General features: G+C 41.1%; 22 protein-coding genes. 8 read left to right on the forward strand and 14 right to left on the reverse strand.

Annotation, left to right across the window (positions count from 1 at the left end; genetic code table 11):
* Positions 1–16 precede the first annotated feature (16 nt).
* The 4 genes from B4Z47_RS02520 to B4Z47_RS02535 all read right to left on the reverse strand — a co-directional run bounded on the left by B4Z47_RS02520 (position 17) and on the right by B4Z47_RS02535 (position 3,775).
* Positions 17–586, reverse strand: a complete 570-nt coding sequence (locus tag B4Z47_RS02520) for a Crp/Fnr family transcriptional regulator (RefSeq protein ID WP_070564302.1) — start codon at positions 584–586, stop codon at positions 17–19.
* A gap of 70 nt (positions 587–656) precedes the next feature.
* A complete protein-coding gene (locus B4Z47_RS02525) occupies positions 657–1,415 on the reverse strand; it encodes a siderophore-interacting protein (RefSeq protein ID WP_115048648.1) in 759 nt (252 codons plus the stop codon).
* Positions 1,396–1,980 (reverse strand): 3,4-dihydroxy-2-butanone-4-phosphate synthase, encoded by a 585-nt coding sequence (gene ribB / locus B4Z47_RS02530; RefSeq protein ID WP_083295864.1) that lies wholly within the window; start codon positions 1,978–1,980, stop codon positions 1,396–1,398. Before ribB ends, B4Z47_RS02525 begins: the two co-directional genes overlap by 20 nt.
* 205 nt (positions 1,981–2,185) lie before the next feature.
* A complete protein-coding gene (locus B4Z47_RS02535) occupies positions 2,186–3,775 on the reverse strand; it encodes a Na+/H+ antiporter (protein ID WP_112374769.1) in 1,590 nt (529 codons plus the stop codon).
* A 220-nt stretch (positions 3,776–3,995) separates the two neighbouring features.
* Here B4Z47_RS02535 and B4Z47_RS02540 point away from each other — a divergent pair, with 220 nt between their 5' ends.
* Both B4Z47_RS02540 and B4Z47_RS02545 read left to right on the forward strand, forming a co-directional pair.
* Complete coding sequence (locus tag B4Z47_RS02540; RefSeq protein WP_236560193.1) at positions 3,996–5,033, forward strand: MFS transporter; 1,038 nt, start codon at positions 3,996–3,998, stop codon at positions 5,031–5,033.
* Positions 5,034–5,068: 35 nt separating this feature from the next.
* The gene (locus B4Z47_RS02545) at positions 5,069–5,230 is read left to right on the forward strand and encodes a hypothetical protein (protein ID WP_236560192.1); all 162 of its coding nucleotides are present in this window, start codon (positions 5,069–5,071) and stop codon (positions 5,228–5,230) included.
* Between the two features lie 105 nt (positions 5,231–5,335).
* Here B4Z47_RS02545 and B4Z47_RS02550 read toward each other — a convergent pair whose 3' ends face one another.
* Positions 5,336–6,205, reverse strand: a complete 870-nt coding sequence (locus tag B4Z47_RS02550; protein ID WP_070564311.1) for a pirin family protein — start codon at positions 6,203–6,205, stop codon at positions 5,336–5,338.
* Between the two features lie 244 nt (positions 6,206–6,449).
* Between B4Z47_RS02550 and B4Z47_RS02555 the strand changes: the two genes are divergently transcribed.
* A complete protein-coding gene (locus tag B4Z47_RS02555; protein WP_159332938.1) occupies positions 6,450–7,319 on the forward strand; it encodes an alpha/beta hydrolase in 870 nt (289 codons plus the stop codon).
* A gap of 42 nt (positions 7,320–7,361) precedes the next feature.
* Here the strand turns inward: B4Z47_RS02555 and B4Z47_RS02560 are convergent, their stop codons facing one another.
* Positions 7,362–8,288: an SRPBCC family protein gene (locus B4Z47_RS02560; RefSeq protein ID WP_236560191.1), complete on the reverse strand. Its 927-nt coding sequence runs from the start codon at positions 8,286–8,288 to the stop codon at positions 7,362–7,364.
* A gap of 40 nt (positions 8,289–8,328) precedes the next feature.
* The gene (locus B4Z47_RS02565) at positions 8,329–8,643 is read right to left on the reverse strand and encodes an EthD family reductase (protein WP_115048646.1); all 315 of its coding nucleotides are present in this window, start codon (positions 8,641–8,643) and stop codon (positions 8,329–8,331) included.
* 167 nt (positions 8,644–8,810) lie between these two features.
* On the opposite strand from B4Z47_RS02565, the gene B4Z47_RS02570 reads away from it, so the two are divergent.
* Together B4Z47_RS02570 and B4Z47_RS02575 are read left to right on the forward strand one after the other, a co-directional pair.
* A complete protein-coding gene (locus B4Z47_RS02570) occupies positions 8,811–9,800 on the forward strand; it encodes a GlxA family transcriptional regulator (RefSeq protein ID WP_115048644.1) in 990 nt (329 codons plus the stop codon).
* A gap of 7 nt (positions 9,801–9,807) precedes the next feature.
* Positions 9,808–10,608: a GNAT family N-acetyltransferase gene (locus B4Z47_RS02575; RefSeq protein WP_070564323.1), complete on the forward strand. Its 801-nt coding sequence runs from the start codon at positions 9,808–9,810 to the stop codon at positions 10,606–10,608.
* A gap of 60 nt (positions 10,609–10,668) precedes the next feature.
* Here the strand turns inward: B4Z47_RS02575 and B4Z47_RS02580 are convergent, their stop codons facing one another.
* Positions 10,669–11,871, reverse strand: coding sequence for an MFS transporter (locus tag B4Z47_RS02580; RefSeq protein WP_112374765.1), 1,203 nt, complete (start codon positions 11,869–11,871; stop codon positions 10,669–10,671).
* A gap of 170 nt (positions 11,872–12,041) precedes the next feature.
* On the opposite strand from B4Z47_RS02580, the gene B4Z47_RS02585 reads away from it, so the two are divergent.
* Complete coding sequence (locus B4Z47_RS02585) at positions 12,042–13,640, forward strand: sulfatase family protein (protein WP_070564330.1); 1,599 nt, start codon at positions 12,042–12,044, stop codon at positions 13,638–13,640.
* Between the two features lie 42 nt (positions 13,641–13,682).
* Here the strand turns inward: B4Z47_RS02585 and B4Z47_RS02590 are convergent, their stop codons facing one another.
* The 5 genes from B4Z47_RS02590 to B4Z47_RS24655 all read right to left on the reverse strand — a co-directional run bounded on the left by B4Z47_RS02590 (position 13,683) and on the right by B4Z47_RS24655 (position 22,797).
* Positions 13,683–14,480 (reverse strand): GIY-YIG nuclease family protein, encoded by a 798-nt coding sequence (locus B4Z47_RS02590; protein WP_070564333.1) that lies wholly within the window; start codon positions 14,478–14,480, stop codon positions 13,683–13,685.
* Between the two features lie 126 nt (positions 14,481–14,606).
* Positions 14,607–16,640 carry a heavy metal translocating P-type ATPase gene (locus tag B4Z47_RS02595; RefSeq protein WP_112374762.1) on the reverse strand — a complete coding sequence of 678 codons (2,034 nt, stop codon included), beginning with the start codon at positions 16,638–16,640 and terminating at the stop codon, positions 14,607–14,609.
* Between the two features lie 34 nt (positions 16,641–16,674).
* The gene (locus B4Z47_RS02600; protein ID WP_070564339.1) at positions 16,675–17,985 is read right to left on the reverse strand and encodes an efflux RND transporter periplasmic adaptor subunit; all 1,311 of its coding nucleotides are present in this window, start codon (positions 17,983–17,985) and stop codon (positions 16,675–16,677) included.
* Positions 17,986–17,992: 7 nt separating this feature from the next.
* Positions 17,993–22,315, reverse strand: a complete 4,323-nt coding sequence (locus B4Z47_RS02605) for a CusA/CzcA family heavy metal efflux RND transporter (protein ID WP_115048640.1) — start codon at positions 22,313–22,315, stop codon at positions 17,993–17,995.
* A 152-nt stretch (positions 22,316–22,467) separates the two neighbouring features.
* On the reverse strand, positions 22,468–22,797 hold the full coding sequence (locus B4Z47_RS24655; protein ID WP_313240106.1) for a DUF6660 family protein: 330 nt from the start codon (positions 22,795–22,797) through the stop codon (positions 22,468–22,470).
* A 502-nt stretch (positions 22,798–23,299) separates the two neighbouring features.
* Here B4Z47_RS24655 and B4Z47_RS02610 point away from each other — a divergent pair.
* Together B4Z47_RS02610 and B4Z47_RS02615 are read left to right on the forward strand one after the other, a co-directional pair.
* A complete protein-coding gene (locus B4Z47_RS02610) occupies positions 23,300–24,904 on the forward strand; it encodes a fimbrillin family protein (RefSeq protein ID WP_139144942.1) in 1,605 nt (534 codons plus the stop codon).
* Positions 24,905–25,035: 131 nt separating this feature from the next.
* On the forward strand, positions 25,036–25,167 hold the full coding sequence (locus B4Z47_RS02615) for a hypothetical protein (RefSeq protein ID WP_256603458.1): 132 nt from the start codon (positions 25,036–25,038) through the stop codon (positions 25,165–25,167).
* A gap of 96 nt (positions 25,168–25,263) precedes the next feature.
* Here B4Z47_RS02615 and B4Z47_RS02620 read toward each other — a convergent pair whose 3' ends face one another.
* A complete protein-coding gene (locus tag B4Z47_RS02620) occupies positions 25,264–25,923 on the reverse strand; it encodes a DUF6266 family protein (protein ID WP_070564348.1) in 660 nt (219 codons plus the stop codon).
* Positions 25,924–26,183 lie beyond the last annotated feature (260 nt).

Raw genomic sequence — 26,183 nt, forward strand, 5'->3', positions numbered from 1 at the left:
ATAGGCCAGTTGAGTTTTAGAGCTTTGACTTTAAACGGCTCAATGTCTCCTGTGAAATATTCAGATAGGAAGCAACTATTCTATTGGATAGCCTTCTGACAACCATTGGATTTTCATCCAACAATAAACGATATTTTTCAAGGGCATCTTGCATTAAAAATGACATCAGACGCTTTGTATTTGTTACATAGGCAATTTCCAAATAGAGACGGTAGAACTTCTCCCACTGTGGAATAAGGTCCAACAAATGATAAAAATCCTTATGACTTATATAGTAGATTTCAGTAGGTTCCAAAGCCTGAATGAATTCTTCGGACTCTTCTCCTGTAATAAAACTGACTAATGCGGTTGCAAACTGATTCTCAAAGGCAAAGTAGCGTGTTGCTTCTTGTCCAGACTCATTAATAAAAAAAATACGTAAACACCCCTTGGTCACGAAAAATGAGCGTTGGCTTATTTCACCATTGGCCAACAAAAACTCATTTTTCTTTAGCTTTAAAGGCTTAAAATATGAGCGTATTAGATGTAATTCATCTTCTGTTACCGTAATTTTACTCGTGATATAGGATATCAATAGCTCATCCATTTTAATTGCTGTTCTAAATTAATTTCCAGCAAAACTAATAAAATTGGATTAACAGTAACTAATTCAAGAACTAGATCGGCTCATTTAAATTCATAAGTTCACTTTCTGCATGCCCCACTCTCCAGTATGCGCAGGCATATAGGTCTTGTGAAGTTCTCCCTTTTTCCTCCCGAAAGTAATGACGTAATTCTTTCACAATGGCATACTCCGCAGCAATAAAGATATAACTCGTTTGATCATCCGCCCTAAAGTCGGCTTTTTTAACATATTCAGCGCGATTACTCCCTTGTTCTGGTGTCTGATTATAACACCATTGTATGAGTGCACTGCAGGCTGAGGACAATACAAGCTCGTCTTCTTTTGCCGGAATCTCAATAATTACTTTTGCTCTAGCCGTCGCTGGAAGCTCTTCTAATATTGCAGCAATAACCGGTAAAGCTGTTGTGTCTCCAACCAGCAGGTAACAGTCTACCTGGGGAACCAATTTTCTTTTGCTCTCCTTCATGCCAATTTCCAATTGATCGCCCTTTTCCGCCTTGATTGCCCATGCAGATGCCGGACCGCTATCACCATGAACAACAAAATCGATATGCAATTCTCTGTTAGAAAGATCTATTTTACGATTGGTGTAAGTTCTGACGACTACTTCTTGCGCATTGTGCTGTAACGGAACGAAAAGCTTGTTATTTGAACCCGAACTGACTTCGGCCAATAACCCGAGCTGCTCATCGGTTAAATCAAATATTACCCTGATAAGATGTGGTGTAAGGTACTCTTTTCGGCCAACGCGGAATAACGATCTTATTTTTTTAGTGTTTGTCTGATTCATATACTGTTTTTCGATGATTACTATTTAGCTTTCTATAGGTAACAATATCCTCAATAGATAATACGGTAAGATTATGTTTCAGTCCGAATGCTGAGACCTCATTCAAACGCGCCATTGTCCCATCCTCATTCATCAATTCACATAAGACAGCCATCGGTTCTAAACCCGCCATAAGCATCAAATCGATACTGCCTTCTGTATGACCATCGCGACCCAATACTCCGTTCGCGTGCGCCCGCAAGGGAAAGATATGACCTGGGCGAACAAGGTCCCCCGGTTTGGCATCCTGCGCACAGGCCGCTCTTATTGTGGCAATTCGATCGGAAGCCGAGAGCCCCGTAGTTGCCCCTATCTTTGCATCGATAGATACTGTAAATGGCGTTTGGTAAGGACTTGAATTAGCTGACACCATATAAGGTAAGTCTAATTCATTCGCTTTCTCATGGGTGAGACAAAGACAGACAACACCACTACAATACCGGATCATTTGTACCATATCCGGTATGCTCATGTTTTGGGCAGAGAAAATAAGATCCCCCTCATTCTCTCGATCTTCATTATCGATAAGAAGAACCCCTTTACCGGCCTGTAAATCCTTTAATGCCTTTCTACTCTTGCTATGGGATCATCCCCAAACATTGTTAACAAATTTTTCATATCATTCTATATTATCCTGCCTCTTTCCGAATAACTGAGGCTGGCTTATTTGATGACAAAGATCTATCCATGAAAAACAATAAACATTGACTTAAGTCAAAAACAGCAAACACCTACAATTTCATTTCTTGATAAATATTTGCTGTCCATAAATCAAGTTCAAATTCCTTTTTCCTAACATCTTCCAAGGGATAAATCCCCTTTTGATAGCTTCTCACAAGTTCTTTTCGCTGCACTTGAATCATAGATAGTTCGATGTCAAAATAGCATGCTCGCCACTCATCCCTACAGATAATGTCTTTGATAGATCTCTTCATGTCGTTAGGTTCTTCCCTTTGATTTTGCAACTTTACTTGCATCTTTTGTACGACTTCTTGCACTAATGGTCTGTCGATTTCCAGACTTTCCAAATAGCTTAACGAACGCTCAATCAATAAATCGTTTAGTTCTTTCCCCTTATCCTGTTTGTTCGGCTTGGGAGTAATACGCTTAATAAGTTGAGGCAAACTAATTCCTTGAATAACTAACGTGAAAATAATGACAACAAAGGAAAGAAAGAGAACGGTATTTCGCTGTGCAATGAGCGAACCATTGTTTGCATATAAAGGCAATGCAAATGCGGTAGCAAGTGAAACAACCCCGCGCATACCCGACCAAGACAAAATAATATACTCCTTTCGAAATCGCCATTGAAAAGCTGCATCCTCTTTATCTTCCCGACAAGAAAACAGCGGAAAAAAGTAGGTCACAATTAAGCGTATCAGAATTAACAGACAGAAGATCAAGAAGCCGTACAAAGTCAGAACGATTATTTCTGAACGAGGTATTGCTTCAACAATGTGGGGAAGCTGCATGCCTAAAATCAAAAAAACGAGTCCATTTAGAATAAAAATAATGACATCCCAAAAATGGCTCATCTGTAAACGGCTTGCTGAGCTAAATAAGGAAAAGGAATTCCAGGAGATATACATACCTAAACTGACGACAGCCAGGACCCCTGAAGCGGCTAAATGTTCAGCAAGGCTATATGTCGCAAATGGTAACAACAACACAGCAAAGGTTTCGACATTACTATTGCCATGGAGAAAGCGATGTAATTTTACAAACCCATAACCGATCGACAAACCTATTGCCACTCCACTTATTCCCATTATCACAAACTGTAATCCAGCATTCCAAAATGAAAAACCACCACTTACCAATGCTATAATCGCACACTTAAATGCAATTAATGCGGATGCATCATTAAGCAGACTTTCCCCCTCAAGAAGCGTGATTAATTTTCTCGATAGGGGAAGATCCTTCGCAATGCTCGTCGCTGCTATCGCGTCCGGTGGCGAAATAATTGCCCCTAACGCAAAGGAAATCGCCCAGTTAAATCCTGGAATGATCGAATGAACAACAACTGCAATAACAGTCGTTGTAATCAATACCAGTCCGACTGCCAATAAAGAAATCTTAGAAAATTGCCGTTTGAAATCCGGAATAGATGTATTCCAGGCTGCATCAAACAAAATTGGCGGCAAAACTATATTAAAAATTATATCGGGATTAATCGCCAATACCGGAAAGCACTGTGCCAAACTCAATATAAGTCCCACGATAACCAATAAAATGGGGAGTGCTAGTTTTAAACGGCTCCTAACTGATGTGATCACAATTAAAATAATAGAAATCCAAATAATATGCTCGAGTTCTGTCATTTGATAAAAAATTTAAGTCCCAAAACTAATCGCCTCGCAACTGAAAAACCATGACTTAAGTCAAAAAACAGCAACACAATAGCTAATCCAGTACATAATTATCGAACTTCTGGATCAATTTAGGTTAATCAAACTTCAATTCTTCAATTCATGGATCGAATTCTTCAATTCCTCCATTACTGATCGCTGTAAATTTGCAGCCAAGGAAATAAAATTCAAAATGATACATACAACAGACATAACAAATCAAAACATAGAGTTTCACGTAGACTCAAAGCGGCATACACCTGTACTTACGAAGCCCCTTTTATGGCTTATTACCTTGACAACGGGAATAGTGGTCGGCAACAACTATTATAATCAGCCGCTTTTGGGATTGATGGCAAAAGACTTTCACGTTAGTGAAGCTACAATTAGCATGATTGCTATGCTCACACAGATCGGTTTTGCAACCGGGCTGCTCTTTATCGTCCCTTTGGGAGATATGATAAAAAGAAAGAAATTAATATTAACCATATTTCTGCTGATCGTAGTCTCCTTATTGGCTATGGTCTTAGCTCCCACCCTCGAGTTGCTCTATATCGCAAGCTTTATGGTTGGATTCAGCTCTGTCGTTCCTCAAATGCTCGTTCCCCTCACGGCCGAACTAGCTGCTCCCGAAAAACGCAATTCATCAATCGGAATGGTCATGAGTGGCTTACTATTGGGTATTCTGCTTTCCCGTGTCGCAGCTGGATTTATTGGCGATATCTGGGGATGGCAAGCAATCTATTATATAGCTATAGCATTAATGGTTTTATTCATGTTATTATTAGCTTTCGCACTACCTGATGTAAAACCGACATTTCAAGGTACTTATCTCCAATTAATGCACTCCTTGGTCCATCTGACAAAAACTCAACCGGTATTACGGCTATCTGCACTCAGAGGGGCTTTAGGCTTTGCTGGATTCAGTGCTTTTTGGATTACATTAGTATTTCATTTACAGGAAGCTCCTTTCTACGCAGGCTCTGCCGTAGCGGGATCCTTCGGATTAATAGGGGCTGTTGGCGCGCTGGCAGCATCAGTGGTCGGCCGGATTGCAACGCGTGTTTCTACGTATACCATTATTCTTGGTTCCATATTTATCCTGCTATTGAGCTGGATTTTATTCTACATCGGAGGGAATAGCTATATCGGATTAATAACAGGTGTAATCTTAATCGACCTGGGTTTACAATCCATGCATATCAGCAATCAATCTGCTTTTTTTCCTTAAATCTAGGGGCAACCAACCGACTAAATACAGTCTATATGTTTAGTTACTTTGCCGGTGGATCATTGGGTAGTTACTTGGCTTCCCTGGCTTGGAAATACTTTCAATGGAATGGCGTGGTATTGACCGGCTTTTGTTGTACACTACTGGTCCTCATCGTGCATGTCGGCTATGATAGACGACCAAAAAACTTTTCTTAGTCGTTGAGCACGACAATCCCAAGAAATGCAAGTTAACGGACATTTTGATTTCCATACATGGCCTACATATTAAGGATATAAGCCATGTATGGAAATTTATTTCATTTATTCAAGTACGCCAAACTTGCCAGCTTGAAAATCTTCAAAGGCTTGGTAAATCTCCGCCTGTGTATTCATTACAAATGGGCCATAACTCACGATAGGTTCATCAATGGGTTCACCACTTAACACAAGTAAAACTGCATTCTTATTTGCCCTTATCGAAATCTCTTCACCATCATGACCAAATAAGACAAAGCTATGCTCCTTAGCAAGTTCACCGTTGACTACAACCTCGCCATTCACAACGAGCATCGCTGTATTATGATTTTGTGGAACCAAAAAGTTCGTTTCATGCTGTTCTTCCAATTTGATGTCAAACAGATTGACAGGGGTATAGGTGCTCGCTGGTCCAACCATATCCTGAAATTTCCCCGCGATGACATTGACTACCCCTGCCGCATCGGGCAACACGACTTTCCCCATCTGATCGGCAGTAATTGCCTGATAGTGCGCCGCTGTTGATTTATCTTTCGCTGGTAAATTAACCCAGAGCTGAACCATTTCAAATAATCCGCCTTTCTTTGAAAATTCCTCTTCATGGTACTCTTTATGCAATATGCCAGCGCCGGCAGTCATCCATTGTACATCACCCGGACGAATAACACCGCTATTCCCCGAACTGTCATGATGGGCTACACTACCTTTGTAGGCGATAGTCACGGTTTCAAATCCTTTATGCGGATGTACATCCACGCCTCTAATATGATCCGAAGGTCCAAAATCAAATGCTGCATTGAAATCCAGTAAAAGAAATGGACTCATCCTCTTTTGGGAAATCCCATTCCCTGGTATCATATTAAATACACGAAATCCATCTCCTACCATGCCAGGTTGAGCTGGACGTTGGAAAATTCTTTCAATTGATTTTTTCATGTTATAATCTCCTTTTTTATCGTTCTTGATGAATTTAAGTTGAAGCCTAAATGATCACTTCATTTTAAATTGCTATCTCAAAGGTACGACAAGAAGAAGTCTGCTTCCAACAACCTAGATTAAGGCGTAAACTTAACCTAGATTAAGTTTATAAGAAAGATACCGCTAAAACTATGAATTCCCACATTTTCTGGATGCCACAGAAATGTGTAACTTAAATAAAAATCATAGACCAAGTATATTTATGCACGTAAACAATACCACCGCATTAACAAAATTCTATCGTCACATTTGGTCACGTCCAATGCTATTACTCCTGCTATTCATCTTTTCATACCTCGTAGTACATGCGCAAGCCAATAGTAAGGCTAAAGTGAAACCAAACTGGAATGAGATCCTTGAGGAACAACTATTTCCAAGCAAAAAGCTCCAAGATTCAACCTTCCATTTTCAGGGCAAATATGAAGAAAAATTTATCACAACAGCAGATCATGTTAAACTCCATGGGATCTTGTTTAAGGCAGACAAGAGCAAAGGACTAATTTTCTATTTGCATGGCAGTAATGGGGCGGTAGACACTTGGGGTAAAATTGCGAATATCTATACTGATAACGGCTATGATCTTTTTATGTTAGACTACCGAGGTTACGGAAAAAGTGAAGGTAAAGTAACCAATGAAGAACTACTTTATAGTGACCTGCAAATAGTCTATGATAACCTGAAACAACATTATCCGGAAGATCATATCATCATAATTGGTCAATCGATGGGTACAGCACTGGCTTCAACTATTGCTTCGCATAACGCCCCAAAAATACTTATTCTTCAGGCACCTTACTATAGTTTTGAAGATTGGACGCAACATATCGCTCCTGAGCTCGATACAAGCGGGCTCCCCTTTCATTTCGACAATGCTTCGGCATTACAAAAAGTAAAATGTAGAACGATCATCTTCCACGGAGACCAGGATAAAGCCGTCTATTTTGACTCTTCCATTAAACTGAGTAGATTCTTTAAAAAACAGGATAAATTGATTCGGTTGGCAAAGGAGGGACATAATGATTTTTCTAAAAATAAAGACTATCTGCATGCGATTGCCAAGCTATTGCGATAGTCTCATTTTATACCAAAAATACACTATGCCCCTTCCCGAATTTTATACATTAAATTCGGGATAAGGAAAACCCTTTCCTTTTTCACAGAAAAATTTTAAACTCCTGAAAAATAGTGCCCAATCAAAACTACAGGAAGCGAATTCCGCACTATAATTTGTCCAGCCATCATGGTGAAACAGCAGCATACATCCCTTTTGCTGAGGTTCAAGTTCAAAGGTCAGTGTCGTTCCAATCCATTCCTCAAATGCCTTGACACAGCGCCACTCGACCCTGGAATAAGGCTTCAGCGCAATAACTTCCATATTTTTAAAATAGCTGGGACCAAATCCAAAGCGCAGGATCGCACCAATCTCTGGCTTTGCCTTCGTATCTGGTGTCCACCAGCCTGCTAGTCCTTCCGCCGTTGTAAGCGCCTTGTAAACAGTCTCTACCGGAGTTTCAATTAACAATCTATGGTAGATACTTTTTGTCCCAGGATCATGTGGTATGCGATTCTCTTCCATAGCGTCCAGCGCTATTTCCTCCTTTGGAGTAGGCTGTCCCATCCCCGTTAAAATCAATTGTCTTAGGCTGTCCGCTATGTAATATGTCCAGGCATCATGACATACCTTGTAACATTCCATCTGGGAATTAAGCCCACGATGGGTGAAATGTAATGTAGTTGTACCTACATCTTCAACAATATCGAAGATAATGGAACTATTAGTCCATTCCCGTTCATCCTGGGTAAATTTAAAATAGTTTTCGAGGACCCGCCAGGCTACTTTACGATCTGTTTCCATCGTTTCTATTCGTATTCGACAACGATGTACATCCTGATAATGATATATAAACTCATCATGCAAAGCAGCAGTTGGCCCTTCAATATTTTGAGACCACCATCCACGGACATTATTGATTGCTTCAAATACGCGTTGAGCACCTGCATCAACGGTAATACTCATTTTAAAATCTTCCTTTTTCATCATTCTTCGTATTTTTAACCATTAACTCATACTTCTTATCTTCCTATACCTCAATCGAATCAAATATGTAAATCTGAACATCATGATCATGAGGTGCCAAGATTCTTCGGTCAACTGCACACGCCTTTCCTTCTTCAGACGCAAATGCTATTTTAATCGCTGCTAAACTTTCAAAATATAAAGTTCCAATACAATACACATCTTTGTGTCCAGTCGTGGACATAATTCCACCTTTGGCCACTTCATAACGAATAAGTCCAGGAAGCGTTTTTGCCAAGGGAATATGGGTCTCAAAATAGTGTTTGTCAAAAAACTCCCTATTCGTAGGGGTCTTATATATTGCGATCATTCGTACCATCCTGTCGTATTAATTTAAATTTATAGATCAAATATAGTGGAGTTCAAAACACAAAAAGGGGTGTAAAATAGACATTCTCAGCGGTTGATTTAGACAAGTCGTTTCGGTATATTTGAATAGTATCAAATAAGCGTACTATCGTTTATTCAATCTTATAAACTTTCAACATGAAACACCTAACGATCTTAGTTCCAAACAGTCAGACAGGCCCTAATACCATATCGTGCATTATTGGAACATACCATGTATTCATCGAAGCGAACCGCTATTACGATCAACTGAACAGGGAGCCTATATTTATTATAGAATTAGCAGGAGTTTCTAAACAGAGTAACTTTGTCAATGGATTATTAACGGTCATGCCACAGAAAGATATCACTGCAATTCAAAAAACAGACCTCATTATTGTACCCGCTGTCATTTCCAATTTTACTGTAATAGAAGCTGGGAATAGCGTTCTTTCAGAATGGATATTACACCATCATGCCAAAGGAGCAAATGTAGCAAGCATGTGTACCGGTGCATATCTGCTCGCATCCACGGGACTTTTAGATAACAAAAGCTGCTCTATCCATTGGAAATCAGCAGCAAACTTCCATAAGCTCTTCCCCAAAGTCAACTTAAAAACTGAACAAATTATTACCGATGAGCAGGGAATCTATACCAATGGTGGCGGTTATTCCTTCCTCAACCTCCTCCTTTACCTGGTTGAAAAGTTTTACGACAGACAGACAGCGATTTATTGCTCCAAAATATTTCAAATTGATATTGCCAGACAAACGCAATCCGATTTTATGATCTTTAATGGTCAAAAGTCACATGGCGATGAAATGGTCATGCGTGCACAGGACTATCTCGAGAATAACTTCTCAGAAAAAATCTCCATGGAGAAGTTATCTGAAAAATTCACCGTCGGACGCCGGAATTTCGACCGTAGATTTATTAAAGCGACAGGTAATACACCTGTGGAATATCTTCAACGGATAAAAGTGGAATCGGCAAAAAAGGAATTGGAAAGCTCGCGGAAAACGGTAAATGAAGTAATGTACGCTATTGGGTATACTGACGTAAAGGCTTTTCGTGAAATATTCCGCCGGTTTACGGGACTATCCCCCCTTGAATATAAAAACAAGTACAATAAAACCGCAATAAAATAGAGGCTACATGAATTTTGATCCTATTCAGTTTTCCGATCTTCCCATAATTACAACGCTAAGTCCGGAAGGATGGGGCAATATCACGATCAAAATACAACACTATATAGAAAGCCCTTTTTGTTTTCCCATAAAACTCCTGGTCGATCAGAAAATTGTCGCCATAGGTACGACCATTATCCATAGTAACGTAGCCTGGTTGGGACATATTATCGTTTCTGCCGATGAAAGAGGAAAAGGCTATGGGAAACACATCACCCAAGAACTTATTCGTATAGCAAATAGCAAAAAATGCAAGAGCATCCAACTCATTGCAACGGATATGGGCGCACCAGTTTACACAAAACTCGGCTTTAAGGAATCTTCTTCCTATCTTTTCTTTGAGGATATACAGATCACTCAGCTTGAAGAACCGGACCACAGCATACAGCACTATCAATCCCGTTATAGCGAGCAACTTTTGGCACTCGACCAGAAAACTGCTGCCGAAAATAGACGGTTCGAAATAGAACCACATTTCACGGCTGGCTTTGTCTATGTGGAGAACGAAACTGTCCGCGGCTATTATCTTCCCACTTTGGGAGAAGGTCTTATTGTCGCCAATAAACAATCCGCCGGAATGGCTTTGTTAAAACTCTATTTAAGGCAAAATTCCAAAATTGTACTACCTCAAGAGAATACAACCACAGTTTCCTTCCTATTGAACCAACGAAATCCTATAAAACGCCGGGCCAAGCGCATGTACCTGGGGGAAAATATCGATGTTCAATTTAAGTCTATCTTCAATAGAATTGGTGGAAATATTGGTTAACATCAATTCTATTCGCTATTTTCTTAGGACCGACAACAAATTTCAAGACGACATGAAGGGTTATGAAAGTTGACCAACGGCATCCTCAAGAACTTCTTTGTTATCCATAGTCGGCTGCTTTTTGCTTCGTTGGATGTAACATAAAGAAATGACTATCCCTAATGCCGCCATTACCGCACCAACCAAAGCTGGAGAAGTGTAACCATAGCCTTGATTAATAGGCACACCACCTAAAAAAGCACCCAACGCATTCGCAATATTAAAACATGCAGGCCCCAGAGAAGCAACCAACATTTCAGCATCACTCTTTACCGAATTAAGCAATAATAGGGTTAACGAAGGTACAAGCGCAAAAGTAGTGACTCCGGTTAAAAAAGTCATCACCAAGGATATCCCAACGTTGTCGGACAGGCCATAAATAGCCAGCATACATAAAATCTGAACCACCAATACGGCTACGACCACCTTTGTTGGCGAAAAAGTATCCGTCAACTTCCCGCCGATCAAATTCCCCACAAACATACCCAATCCAGCCAACACCATAATATACGGCAGGTATTTATCAGCAATCCCAGACACTTCAGTCATCAGCGGAGCAATATAACTTATCCAGGCAAACAACGCCCCTGGGGCCACTGAAAATAATAAAACCATAAACCAGACATTCACATTGCGAAAAATGCCAAAGTCCTTCCAGGGATTATTTTTAGGTGCTGCTTTCATTTTAGGCATCCACAACTTTAAGGCTAACATGGTCAAAATACCGACGACAACAATCAATAAGAAAGTATAACGCCATGAAAAATGATGCCCTATATAGGTACCCAATGGAACCCCAAATAAATTGGCAACGGTCAATCCCGAATACATCGTCGCTACCGCCTGCGCTTCTTTCCCAGGATCGGCCAATCGACTAGCAATGACAGACCCTACACCGAAGAAAGCACCATGCGGCAATCCTGAAATAAAACGCGACACCAGCAAAAGACCGTAGTCTGGAGCAATCACAGATAATCCATTAAACAGGGTAAATAATCCCATGAGGGTAATCAGGGTTTTAAGGGGCGACAACCGATTCATAGCAACTACCAATAGTGGAGCACCAATAACAACACCCAAAGCATAAGCGGTAATGAGATAACCAGCTTCCGGAATTGAAACTTGCAGGCTTTGGGCAACGTCCGGTAACATCCCCATCATACTAAATTCGGTAATACCTATCCCTAATCCCCCTAGTGCAAGTGCTGATAAACTCTTCTTCATATATAAGTAAAATTATCAATACTGCAAATTTCTATCAGAATAATAAAATAAACAAATCATTTAAATAGTAAAAGGTATCATTAAACTAATAGCATCATCTTTGTCTCAATGAAAACAGCTATATTAGCTTGTGGTAAAAACGATCGTCGCAACACATACAAACCTTAACCATGAAATTGCATCATTATATTCTTACGTTCACCTTGTACGCATGTGTACCTTTTTGGGCATTGGCACAAAAAGAGCAGACAAAAAAGCATCCAAATATTGTATATATCATGAGTGATGACCATGGTTATCAAGCGATCAGCGCTTATGGTTACGGATTAAATGAAACACCCAATATTGACAGATTAGCAAAGGAAGGTGCCATTTTCACACGTGCGACCGTGACAAATTCATTATGTGCGCCCAGTCGGGCTGTACTTTTAACGGGAAAGCACAGTTATATGAATGGGAAAATTGATAATGAGGCAAAATTCGACTGGAATCAGGACAACTTTGCCAAGATTCTTCAAAAAAATGGGTACCAAACAGCATTAATTGGTAAAATCCACATGGATGGATTGCCACAAGGATTCAACTACTCCGCGGTACTTATCGACCAGGGCGAATATTATAATCCTAACTTCATTATCAATGGTGTGAAACAACAAATGCCAGGCTATGTATCGGATCTCACCACCGATATGACCTTAGATTGGATCGCTAAAAGAGATACTAGTAAACCATTCTGTGTGCTTTATCATCAAAAAGCGCCACACCGAGAATGGCTACCTGCTTTACGGCATATTCAACAATATACATCAAAAACCTATAAAGAACCGGACAATCTATTCGACACCTACGAAGGAAGAGGAACCGCCGCAAAAACCGCGGAAATGAATATCCTTAAACACATGAACTGGGCTGGTGACAATAAGATACCGCCTACGCTAATGGATGAATTGGGACTAAAAGAATATCTATCTTGGGATAAAGCTGCCTTTAATGGAAACTTAGGAAGAATGACCGCAGCACAACGTGCAACATGGGATTCAATATACAACCCAATTATGGCAGATTTTAAGATAAAATATCCCAGCATGTCCAAAGAAGACCTGATGCGCTGGCGATATCAACGCTATATGCAAGATTACCTGGGTACCGTTGCAGCGGTAGACGATGGTGTTGGACGCCTATTGGAATTTCTGAAAGATAATAGACTTGACGAAAATACCATTGTCATTTATACCTCAGACCAAGGATTCTATCTAGGTGAACATGGTTGGTTTGATAAACGTTTTATGTATGAGGAATCGCTTCGAACTCCCTTATTGATCCGCTATCCAGCAGAAATTAAAGCTGGCCAATCCTCAAAAGCACTTGTCCAGAATCTCGATTTTGCCCCAACAATCCTAGATTATGCAGGACTTGCAATCCCGAAAGATATGCAGGGAAAATCTTTTCGTGGCCTACTCAATGGAAAAGAAAAGCAATGGCGCGATGCCGTATATTACACCTATTATGAGTATCCTTCCATTCACATGGTAAAACGACATTATGGAATTCGTACCGAAAGGTACAAACTGATCCATTTCTATTATGACAAAGATGAGTGGGAATTATACGATCTAGAAAAAGATCCACAGGAAATGCAGAATGTATACCATGTACAAGGATACCACAACGTACGTGAAGAAATGCATCATAAACTGGACGAAGCGCGAGCCTACTATAAAGATTCCGATGAGAACGACAAAAAGTTTTTACCAAAGGTGAAACACTGATTTACTGGTGTATCAAGCCAGTAAATCAGTGTTGTTAAAAATTTAAACAGGGTTGAGTTTGAAATAGCGTCTCAAAATACGTCTAACATCTCTGTTCTCGGCCTTGAAGACGATGGCTTCTCGCTTTTTCTTTTCGCTAGAAACACGCTTATTGCAGTAGCCAAATCCTTTATACCGACCGTCCAACAAGTAAACAAGGCCCTTTTCATTGGGATTACGCCCTAAAAATTCCAAAAATATTTCGCCCAGCGGAAGCTCCGAAGAGACGACAAATTCCTGCACTCTTCGATTATAGTCTTCTGGAAGCTCCTGCGCAATACAAGCCCCCTTGCAGGTCTTCAACATATACTGAAAACAATGTTTCGTATACGTCTGTAACTTGTTTATTTTTTGACACAGCTGATAAGCTTCCACTATATGAAATAATTGCTCCCGCCCCTCCTGGTAACTCGAAAAAGTCATTAACTCTTCACGTTCGGGATCAAGTGTCTCAACCTGCAAGACTTGATAACCTGACGGATTCACAGCCAGATAAAGGCCAAATCCATAGTAAGTTCGACGCTGCGCTCGATTGTAGTAGGGTTGGTGTTTTTTGATCAGGTCAGATTCATACAATAACGCAAGTAATTCATGACCGGTCAGTTCAAATCCAACTCTGCAGGCTGCTCCTTGGATTTTACGTTCCTTAAAATCTGTACTTCTAAAATGCTGCAATAACCTATTTCTAATATCGATACTCTTGCCCACATAAATTAGCGCATCATGCTTATCATAAATATAATATACGCCGACTGCTGAAGGTACTCCTTCAAGCAATCCGGCAATTTGCTCTTTCGTCATTACATAAAAATCACGCCCAAATATACTAATATATTTAGTGTTTTAGATGATGGCTAATAAAAATAGGCATACACCCACCCTTCATTTCATCCAATGAAAAGGGCGGGTGCAACTTGATGCTAAATGTCAAAATTTCATTTTCTGAATTCTTATGGCATTCAATATCGCAATCAACGATACGCCAACATCGGCAAAGACTGCCTCCCACATCGTTGCCAATCCCCCAGCGCCAAGAATCAACACGATCCCCTTAACTATGAAGGCAAGGCCTATATTCTGATAAACGACTTTTTTCGTCTCTTTTCCAATGCGAATCGCCATTGGAATTTTCGAAGGTTTATCATCTTGTATCACGACATCTGCCGTCTCGATCGTCGCATCACTGCCCAGTCCCCCCATCGCTATTCCAACATCGCTCAGTGCGACAACCGGAGCATCATTAACGCCATCCCCCACAAAAGCAACAGATTCGTTTAGTCCCTTTATTTCCCTGACTTTATTCACTTTATCTTCCGGCAGCAGATCGCCATAGGCCTGATCTATTCCAAGTTCCTTGGCAACATAGGCGACAACAGTCGTCTTGTCCCCGCTCAGCATTGTGGCTTTTACACCGAGTTTATGCAGTAGCTGTATGGTAAGCGCAGCATCCGCTTTGATGCTATCAGCAATGGTCATGAATCCTACAAATTTACCATCTAAAGCGATCGCGATGGTCGTATATACGATACTATTGGGATCGATATCATAGACTACATTAAATTTGTCCAGCAATTTAAAGTTGCCCACCAGCAACACTTTGCCATCAGCCATAGCTTTTAGTCCATGTCCAGGGATTTCTTCTATGGTATTGAGATCGACAGACTCATCGATCGGACCGACATATTCTCTAATCGCTGTTGCAACTGGATGGCTACTGTGGCTCTCTATTTTATTGACGAGCTTTAAAATCCTTGCTTCGTCGTAACCGGCCTGTAGCTTAATTTCCTGCACTTTAAAAACGCCGGCAGTCATTGTTCCGGTTTTATCCATCACGACATGGCGGATAGCTGCCATCGCATCCAAAAAATTACTGCCTTTAAAAAGTATACCATTTCTACTTGCAGCACCAATTCCACCAAAATACCCCAAAGGAATTGAAATGACGAGTGCACAGGGGCAAGAGATCACTAAAAACACGAGAGCCCTATACAACCATTCGCTAAATACATATTGATCCACAAACAAGTAAGGCAGGAGACAAATTCCAATGGCCAAAAACACGACAATTGGGGTATAAATCTTAGCAAATTTGCGAATAAACAGCTCTGTGGGTGCTTTTTGAGCCGTTGCGTTCTGTACGAGCTCGAGGATTTTGCTCAACTTGCTGTCCTGATATGCTGTTGTCACTTGAATTAGGCTCACGGTGTTCATATTAATCATTCCAGCCAGTACAACATCACCCTTCATCTTTGTATCTGGCTTGCTCTCGCCAGTCAGCGCAGCTGTATTAAATGCACCTTGCTCAGACAACAATTCACCATCAAGCCCAAGCTTTTCACCAGGTTTCAGCTGAATTATTGCTCCAATACCTGCATCGGCAGCTTTGATCACTTTGCTCTTTCCATTCTCCAAAATGGTCACCTCATCCGGACGCTGATCCAGTAGAGCCTTAATATTACTTTTAGCCCTACTTACCGCCAAGGTCTGAAACACCTCTCCTACGGCGTAAAACAACATTACCGCTACAGCCTCGGGGTATTCTTTGATCCCAAAAGCGCCTATGGTAGCAATACTCATTAACAAAAACTCCGAAAAGATTTCCCCTTTGGCTATACTCTTTAAAGCATCCCTGATAACAGGAAACCCAACCGGTAGATAAGCTAATATGTACCAGCCTGTACGGACCCAATCCTTAAACCAGGATTGTGCAATCCAATTATCCATGGCTATAGCAGCAATGAGTAAGATAAAAGAAATTAGCGCAGGTAGAAATAACTGCATCTGACTGGCCCCTGCCGTCGAGTGATCGTGACCGTCCTCATCATGGCTATGGTCATGACCTTGGCTGGAAGCCGGAGCTTTCCCAATAAGATCCTCAGCTCCAGCCTGATTATATATTTTTTCTGTCTGTGTACAACAAAGCTGCCTGCCTTGTGCATCATAACGATGTTTATGTTCCATCACTTGCTTTGATTATGTTAACAAATACGGTCAATTAATGTTCGTGCCCACCTGTATTGCTCATTTTGGCATTGATAAAAAAAGCACCCTTCACAACAATTTTTGTTCCAGCAGGCACTTCTGTAACCGGGGTAATCGCAGTATATCCCAAAGCAGATACGCCTTTTTGAATCTCAATTTTTTCAAAATTGATGTTTTTAGCCTGTTCTTCTCCATGCTGCCCGGCTTCTTGCTCATTTTTATGTGCATGTTTTGCTTCACCTTCATCGTGTGCATGCCCGTGATCGTCATGCCCCTCCTCATGCTCTTCCGGTTTCTTGTTGGTCTCCACAAAAATATAATACTTGCCGTCAGCCTCCACGATTGCGTCATTCGGAACAGCCGGAGTCCGCACATTTTTGACACCGATCATACCCGTAATGTTCATCCCATCAATCAACCCCACTTTGCTGCCCACAACCGTACTGTGTACAGCGATGGTCTTGCTGTCATTTTCAAATGAAGATCCAATTGTAAAAACTTTAGCGGTATAGGTCTTATCCGGATTGTTGGTCAGCTGAAAGTTGATGAGCTGTCCGACTTTAACCAAAGGTAGATCCTTTTCAAATACCTGCAGATCCAAATGCAACAGACTATTGTCAACAATCTCGATCACCGGAGAAGAGACATCCACATAACTCCCTATTTTCGCAAAAACATTACTAACTGTTCCATTGATAGGGCTTGTTACGGCCAGTGAAGTTCGCATATTGGACAGATTCACGCTATTGGGGTTAATACCCATCAATTGGATCTGTTGTTGCAAAGAAGCCTTTCGGGCCCTTAAACTGTTGAAGTCTGCTGTTGCGGCCTGCAGATTTTTCCGTGCGCCTGCATTGCCTTCATTGAGTTCCTGTTGCCTTGCCATTTCTTGTTCGGCCAAGGTAATCTTACTTGCCAGGGATACATATTCCTCCTGCAATTGTACAAACTGGGGGTTGGTAATCGTAGCGATCACCTGCCCCTTACGCACATTGTCCCCCAGCTGCACATTCAATGTCTTTACAACACCACCATAAAGCGCCGTCGCATTCGCTTTATTGTTATTGGGTACACTCAAAAGTCCATTGGCCTTAATGGTAGCTGTTAGTTCCTTCTCTTCAATCCCTCCAAAAACGATTCCCACAGCCTTTATTTGTGCAGCACTCAATGCCGCCACCGTAACCGGCCCTTCCTCATGCTCCGCTTCGGCTTTGGGTACTTCCTTTTCTTCCGGTTGACCTTTACGCTCCGACTCATTAGAACCGCAACCGTAAAAAACAGTAACGGCTACACATACGATAAATATCTTTATGAAAACTTTCATTGTTGCCTTATTTGTTATTGAAGTAATTATATTGAATTGCTGATTGATTATACTGATTGAGGACTTCTAAATAATTCTGGCGAATGCCAATGGCCTGACTTAAAAATTGGCTTAATTCAGCAAAATTGATCTCCCCCGTTCTATAACCCAAACTAGCTGCTTTAATAATTGCATCAGCTTGTTTTAACCCCGAAGACTCATAAAATTGCAGCAATGCACTATTCTTGTCAATTTCAGCAAGTGCATTCCCTTTATTTGTCTGGAATACCTGCGTATCATATTCCAACTTACGCTGTTGAACTTCCATTTCAGCGTTGGCAACCTTCACTTTACTTTTATAGGCGCCCAAGCTAAAGACCGGGAAGGATGCGGAGACCGAGAATCCCGATAATGGATCTTTGGCTCCCCAAACACGTTGGGAGAAAAATCGACCCGAGAACTCAGGCTTATTGGTATTTTTCTGAACACTGATGTTTGATGAAGCGATATTTACATTTTGCTGCTGTAAAACCAGTAAAGGATGCGCCGTTTCATCTGATGGACTTGCGTCCACGACAATCTTCTCCAAGGATTGATCCAATGGGAGCATCCACTCATTACGGTCTAACAACATCATCAATTGCTGTTGCTGAATAATGATATCCTTTTTGTTTTGAACAAGTTGTGCCTGCAACTCTTTCAGCTTTGCTTCAGCCGCGATCTTATCCAGCGCAGCTACGTCACCTGTTCTAAAGCGAAGTTCAGTTGCTTTGAACATGGCGGTATAGATACTATCCAACTCCATGTACAGTTTTTGGCGATCCTGAAGATACCAGAGCTGAAAATAGGCTGTCCTCACGTCTTTGGTAATCGCAGTTTTCAATACATCTGTATTTAGGTTCGCATATTTTAGTTGTTCTTTAAAATACGCCTTACGCGCAGTGTAGAGTCCAGGCCAGGCAATACTTTGCGTTATACCAATTTTCAATAAGCCGGCCTTATCCGTAGGACGGTAATCTTCATTTTCTGCAAAAATCCCGGTCTTGGGAATTTCAGTCGCCGTCTTAACATTGAAACCAGCGCCCACGATTTCAGCCTGGTTGATCTGAAACTGACGATTGTTCTTCAGCGCAGTTTCTACAGCTTCTGTGACAGAAATGCGCTCCTGTCCAAACACCTGAGATCCCAAAGCCATAAATAGGGAAGCAAGTATTGTGACGATGGTCTTAGCACCTCTACTTCGTTTCATATTCAATTTAGAATTAAAAATTATATACAATAAGGGTAGCACAAACAAGGTCAGGAAAGTTGCCGTTACCAATCCGCCAATAACAACCGTTGCCAAAGGTTTCTGAACTTCAGCGCCGGCACTTGTACTTATTGCCATCGGTAAAAAGCCCAGTGAAGCCACGGTCGCAGTCATGAGTACTGGACGCAGACGAGTCAACGTACCTTCTTTAACGCGTTGAAAAATATCATCGACACCCTCTTTTTTCAACTGATTGAATGTCCCAATTAAAACGATACCATTGAGTACGGCTACGCCAAACAAGGCAATAAAACCGATACCGGCACTAATACTGAAAGGCATGCCGCGCAACATCAACGCAAATACACCCCCTATAGCACTCATTGGAATTGCAGTAAAAATAAGCGTCGCCTGCTTAAAGGAATGAAACGTGAAATACAACAGCATAAAAATAAGCAATAAGGAAACTGGCACAGCAATCAACAAGCGTGAGCTCGCCTTCTGTAAATTCTCAAACTGCCCCCCATAGGTGAAATAATACCCTGCAGGAAGTTTTACATTTGCAGCCAATTGTTGTTGGATATCTTTTACGACGGTTTGAACATCACGCCCGGCCACATTAAATCCAATCACAATTCTTCGTTTACCCGCTTCGCGGCTGATCTGGGCCGGCCCCAATTTATAATCAATGGCAGCGACCTGAGAAAGCGGAATCTGCGTACCCGTATCTGTAGGAATCATCAGGTTACGCACATCATCAATGCTGTTTCGATGCGTTGTATCTAACCGGACGACCAAATCAAAGCGACGTTCATTTTCATAGATCTGTCCCGTGCTTCGACCGGCAAAAGCAGTACTCACCACGTCATTGACGTCCTGAATTGTCAAGCCATAATTTGCAATACGGGTGCGGTCATAAACGATATTGATTTGTGGGAGGCCGGATACACGCTCCACTTGTGGCGAAGTCGCCCCTTGAACGGATTGAATCTGCGCGGCAACCACATTGGCGTAAGCGGCCAGCGAATCGATGTTTTCACCGAAGATCTTTACAGCAACATCCTGACGGATACCCGTCATTAGTTCATTAAAACGCATTTGAATAGGTTGGTTTTTTTCGAAGAAGACACCCGGAATTACTTCTAGTTTCTCCAGAATAGCGCTCCCCAGTTCTTCATAAGAACGGCCCGACTTCCACTCTTTTTGAGGCTTCAATACCACCATAATATCTGTCGCTTCCGGTGGCATAGGGTCTGTTGGTACCTCAGCAGCTCCTGTTTTACCGACAACCATCTTCACTTCATCGAACTCTTTGATAATCCGGGATGCCTGCATCGAGGTTTCGATACTTTGCGAAAGTGAGCTTCCCTGGGGAAGTATGCAATGGAATGCATAATCACCTTCCTGCAATTGTGGAATAAATTCGCCTCCCATATTCTTAAAAAAGAAGGCCGACAAAGCAAAAATGGCAACGGTTAAACTCACGATTAGGTATTTAAACCGAATGGCTTTTTGTAATAAAGGCTCATAAATACGTTGCAGTCCCGCAATCATCCGGTCGCTCAACGTTTTCTTGTCGCTGTGTTTTTTCGGCAGGAACAGAGCGCACATCATGGGGATATAGGTTAACGAGAGAATCAATGCGCCGAAAATAGCAAACCCAACTGTTTGTGCCATTGGACGAAACATTTTCCCTTCAACACCCACTAATGTTAAAATTGGAATATAGACAATAAGAATAATAATCTCACCAAAGGCTGCACTGGTACGAATCTTTGAAGCAGACTCAAATACCTCATGGTCCATTTCGGCCTGGGTCAATTTCTCGGTAGACTTTCGTAAGCCTAAATGGTGTAGTGTAGCTTCCACCACAATGACGGCTCCGTCTACAATCAAACCGAAATCTATCGCGCCCAAACTCATTAAATTGGCGCTTACGCCGAAGACGTTCATCAGTCCAAGTGCAAATAGCAGCGCCAGTGGAATTGCCGAAGCAACGATAAGACCCGCACGCAAATTCCCAAGAAATAAGACCAGGACAAAAATGACGATCAGGGCACCTTCAATCAGATTTTTTTCAACGGTACTTATCGCACGCCCAACGAGGTCTGTCCGATCCAAATAAGGCTCTATAACCACATCGTCAGGTAGCGACTTTTGAATAGTCGGTAGTTTTTCTTTCACGCGGTTGACCACCTCATTGCTGTTTTCACCCTTTAGCATCATGACGACACCTCCCACAGCATCAACCTCACCATTGTATGTCAAGGCACCATAGCGCACAGCATGACCAAAACGTACATCCGCAACATCTTTAACATAAATCGGTATTGCTCCAGATTTTCGGATGGCAATATTTCTGACATCTTCCAAGGAGGTCGCCAGCCCAATTCCCCGAATAAAGTAGGCATTCGGTTTTTTATCAATATAGGCACCACCTGTATTTTGATTGTTTTTCTCCAGGGCAGTAAATAGCTCTGGAATGGTGATATTCATCGCCTTAAGTCTATTCGGATCAACAGCTACTTCATATTGTTTGAGCTCACCACCGAAACTATTGACCTCGGCAATTCCAGGTGTGCCATAGAGCTGACGGGCAACAATCCAATCTTGCATGGTGCGCAAATCTTTTGCGTTGTATTTCTTTTCGCTTCCCTTTTTGGGATGTATAATATATTGATATACTTCTCCTAGTCCAGTACTCACTGGAGCCAGCTCAGGTTTACCAATACCTTGTGGAATCTGATCCACCGCTTCTTTTAAACGCTCACCAATCAGCTGACGGGCAAAATAGATATCTACATCATCGTCAAAAACAACAGTAATGACAGAAAGTCCAAAGCGCGAAATACTCCTGATCTCCTCAATTTTGGGTACAGTTGCAATACTTTGTTCAATTGGAAAAGTAACCAATTGTTCCACTTCCTGCCCGGCAAGCGTTGGACAAGAGGTAAAGATCTGGACTTGATTATTGGTAATATCGGGAACGGCATCGATTGGCAGTTTCGTTGCACTCCATGCCCCCCAAATGATAAGCAACAAGGTCATTAAACCGATAATGATCTTGTTCTTAATGCTAAATTTTATAATATGATCTAACACAATTATACGTGATTAATGCTTAAATAATAGCTCGTTAGAATAGCTCATCTTTTGTCGTAATACCATACAACAAGCGTATTCCGAGCACAAAGCTGAATAAAGAACAGCATAGCATGCTCTATCAGATTTGTTTCTAGAATTTTTACGAAAAATTAAGCATTAACCTTTGGCGGCTGCCAGATGCTCCCAAAATAACTGGAAACAATCGCTGTATTGAGGACAGGATTACGATTATCAAAATAAATTGAAACCGGGACACCATCTATTTGCGGAAATTGATACGCATAAGCCGTTATATTTCCACTACAACAATTGCAATAGCAGAAAATCGAACAGGCATCGGACGCGTCATCATTATGGTTATGAGTTTGGTTTAATTGTCTTTCCATAGCAGTCTGCTCGCAGCGATTGGTAGAATCACTGCAGGGAACAAAAGAAAGTCCCATAATATATGCTATCAATATGAAAACAATTAACCTCATGAATGCACAAATTTAAAAAAATAAATTAAAATCTCCGCTTAGTCTCAGAAATCTATTGCGATCATCACATCCTATTCTTCCTAAAAAACAATGGAACAGTTGCCCTCTATCGAACGCTTTTCTTAACCTTAAATCCACACAAAACCGCATAACCCAACAAAGAACAATCACTCGATACTAATATTAATTACAAGTAAATTATTATTCAAATAAAACGAATTGTAATTTACAGAAAAACAGCATAAAACATGTTTAAACAGCCTTAAAGCAGCAAATAGTTGTATTGTAGATATTTCTCTATAAGAAAAATAAGATAATACAAATACGTCATATTAAGTAAAATGCTATTTATATAATTGCATCGATAAAAAATAATAGCAACAAAAAAAGCAATCGTATACCACATTTTAAACATAAACAGGCATACACCTGCAAAAACAGTACAACAAATAAATCAATAACTAAATCAAAAAATCAATAACAAAACAAAATGTCAATTAACATGAATCTAATCCCCCATCACCGACTGACTAACCTGTTCATGCTGGGTTGCAGTGCTTTCGCACTTAGTCTCTACTCCTGTAACAAAAGTGGAGAAAACACCGCATTGACAGGAGAAACTGTCGTTAAAGTCAATCTTTCGGGTGTAGAAGCTTACACTGAAACGGACAACAATGCTGTTCAAAAGCAAGCATCTGCAAAAGCTTCACGCACATCAATCGATGCACCTGATGTACAGGAAATGACAGTACCGCTTGAAAACGGTGGTTCTGTCGACGTGGTCCTAACAAACAATTCAGCGATCACAAAAAGCCTCGTCGCTTCGTCCACCCCCAAACTAGCGGCTGTCCAGACACAAGAGAAGCCATTGGACAAAAACGTTAAATATAAAGTTGTTGTCTATGACAACCAAGGCGCTTACGTAACGGAAAAGATTTATAGCTATGGTGAGGAAGCTACTGCTGCAGGTATCGTTCTTGACGCTGGAAAATCTTACACGTTCATTGCCTATTCGATCAATAGTACCACAGCATTACCGGGTATCAACAATCAAAATACACTGTCCACTGCCAGCTTAGACAATATAAGTGGTGATTTGATGTATTACACGGGCACATTAACGTTAAAAAGTGGTGTAAATAACTTAAATGTTGTATTAAAACACCGGTTTAGCCAAATCACCACAACATTGACCATGGATCCAAGTATGACCGGAGCTATTACTCAAATCGGGACTGCCGTATTAAAACCTAGTCATGGTAGTGCAAATTTGAAATTCTCAGACCAAACACTAACCTACAATGGCTTGAACAACGCAGGCGTGACCACGCAATTCCCGGCTTTAGGAAATGGCCTGCGTACCGTGATCAGTAACCCCTCTTTATTGATCCACCCGGCAACCAGCAATGGAACACTGATGCTCGGTAGTCTAACACTGGATGATGAGACTAAAACAAACATCACCATTCCAAATGTTAAGATCAATCCCGGACAGAAATACGATCTGAAACTCAATTTCAGAACCTGCACACAAAATGTAACCAGCAATGGCCTGGACTGGAGTTATCCGGCAACTACATCGGGAGGTAAAACGGGTATTATGAAAGATGGAAAATTCTATGCCAATGGAACGACAATCGATAGAAATTTCACTGCCCCAGCGGCAGACTATGGCTTTGTTTTCGACATTACCGAACTGGACAATGCATTTAACATGGAAGTAAATGGTGTCAAATTGGCGAAACAAGAAATTCAATTTGAAGTGGGTGCCTCTTCTGCTCAAAACATCCAGTTTGTTGATGGAAGCAAATACGCAGGCAACAATATTGAAACTGGTAAAAGAATTGATCAGGTCTACAACATGAAAGGTACAAGTGCAGCCCCATTGATCAAGCTTGTCATCAGCAGAACTGGCCAGGTTACCATGTTTGGTAGCAAAACATCCGGCGGTCCTCTATATGAACTTAAACTCGTTAATGGCAACAGCTTCAACACATTCCCTTGGAGTGCAACACAAAGCAACACCGTAAAAGTGACCCAACTTGTTGATGGACGTACAATTATCAAAGGTGTAGGTGCTGGAAAGAAGAAAATCCCTTGTCAGTAGTCACCATTAGTCAATAAATAGATCAATAATCTTAAAAATTAAATACACGCTGAGCATAACAATAGAAATTCAGCAAGGATAAAAAAGGTATTATGGAAAAGAAATTAGCATACATCGCCCCTCGAATAAACATGACGACGATCGAACTTGAACAAGGTATCGCCGCCGGTTCGGCATACGCCAGACCAGAAGATGCCAACAGCGGTAAAGTGAGCGAACAATGGGAAGTAGGTTCAACAGACAATAGAAATATCGACTGGTAAACTATTTCCAATGTGGATAAAAAGGGGCTAGCCGAATGTGGATAGCCCTTTTTTATGCTATATTATAATACACGATCGTGTCAGCACTATGTATACTCAAATCGTTATTGAACCCAAATGCAGACTGTCTGTATTACCTCCACCGTAACTCTCGATAAAAAAGATATACACCTGATAGGTCACTTCCTTTCTATGTTTTGGCATTTCAATATGTTGTTTGCCAGATAGTAAACTACCTTTGAAGTCGTTCATGACAAGTGAATATCCGTTCCCGTTATCCGCTACATTATACAGGACCAAGAAGGAATCGTAAGTTCTGGTATTGAACTTTTCCTCCAGATAGGCGTCATATTCCCAGGTAACCTGAAGTACTTGGTTTTCTTTGTCAAAATCCATTGTGTAGGAAGTGATGGGATTGGGGCTTCCTTTGGCAATCATAAATTTCTGCCAGTCAATCAAAAAACCATTTTCTTCCTGGATAAGCGCTTCTTTCAAATTATAAGACATCGCGACATCGTATGCCCGTTTAGGATAGCTGTACGCTTTATACCCCATATTGATGATCGGTTTTAACTGGCTAATATGTGACCTCACCATTTTGAAGCGTTTTCTACTGAGCAGTTGCTCAGGACTGGGCTCCCGTTTTTTAACACGAGGGAGAGATCGTACATAATTTCCTGTTTTAGTCGACACAAATACAACAGAACCTGCTTTCCCGGAAACAGTTCCATTAACACCATTTTTAACGATTGCCATAATTGCTTGATAATGTTATAGATATTAAAGATAAACATTATCAAGGAAACATACTCATACCAAATTAGGTGAAAAAACAATTTTTATTCAATATTTGGACAGTAATTAGTCATTGTTTATTCAGTCTCCACTGAGCAAGCACTGAACAAGCACTGAACGAGCACTGAACAAGCACTGTTAAAATCGCGAATTTGGCCACCGATTGATCTCCGTTTGCTATATCGAAAACTTAATCATATTACATCAAAGCCAACTAGCTT

It is taken from the genome of Sphingobacterium sp. UBA2610 (assembly GCF_002339225.1).
GTDB lineage: Bacteria > Bacteroidota > Bacteroidia > Sphingobacteriales > Sphingobacteriaceae > Sphingobacterium > Sphingobacterium multivorum.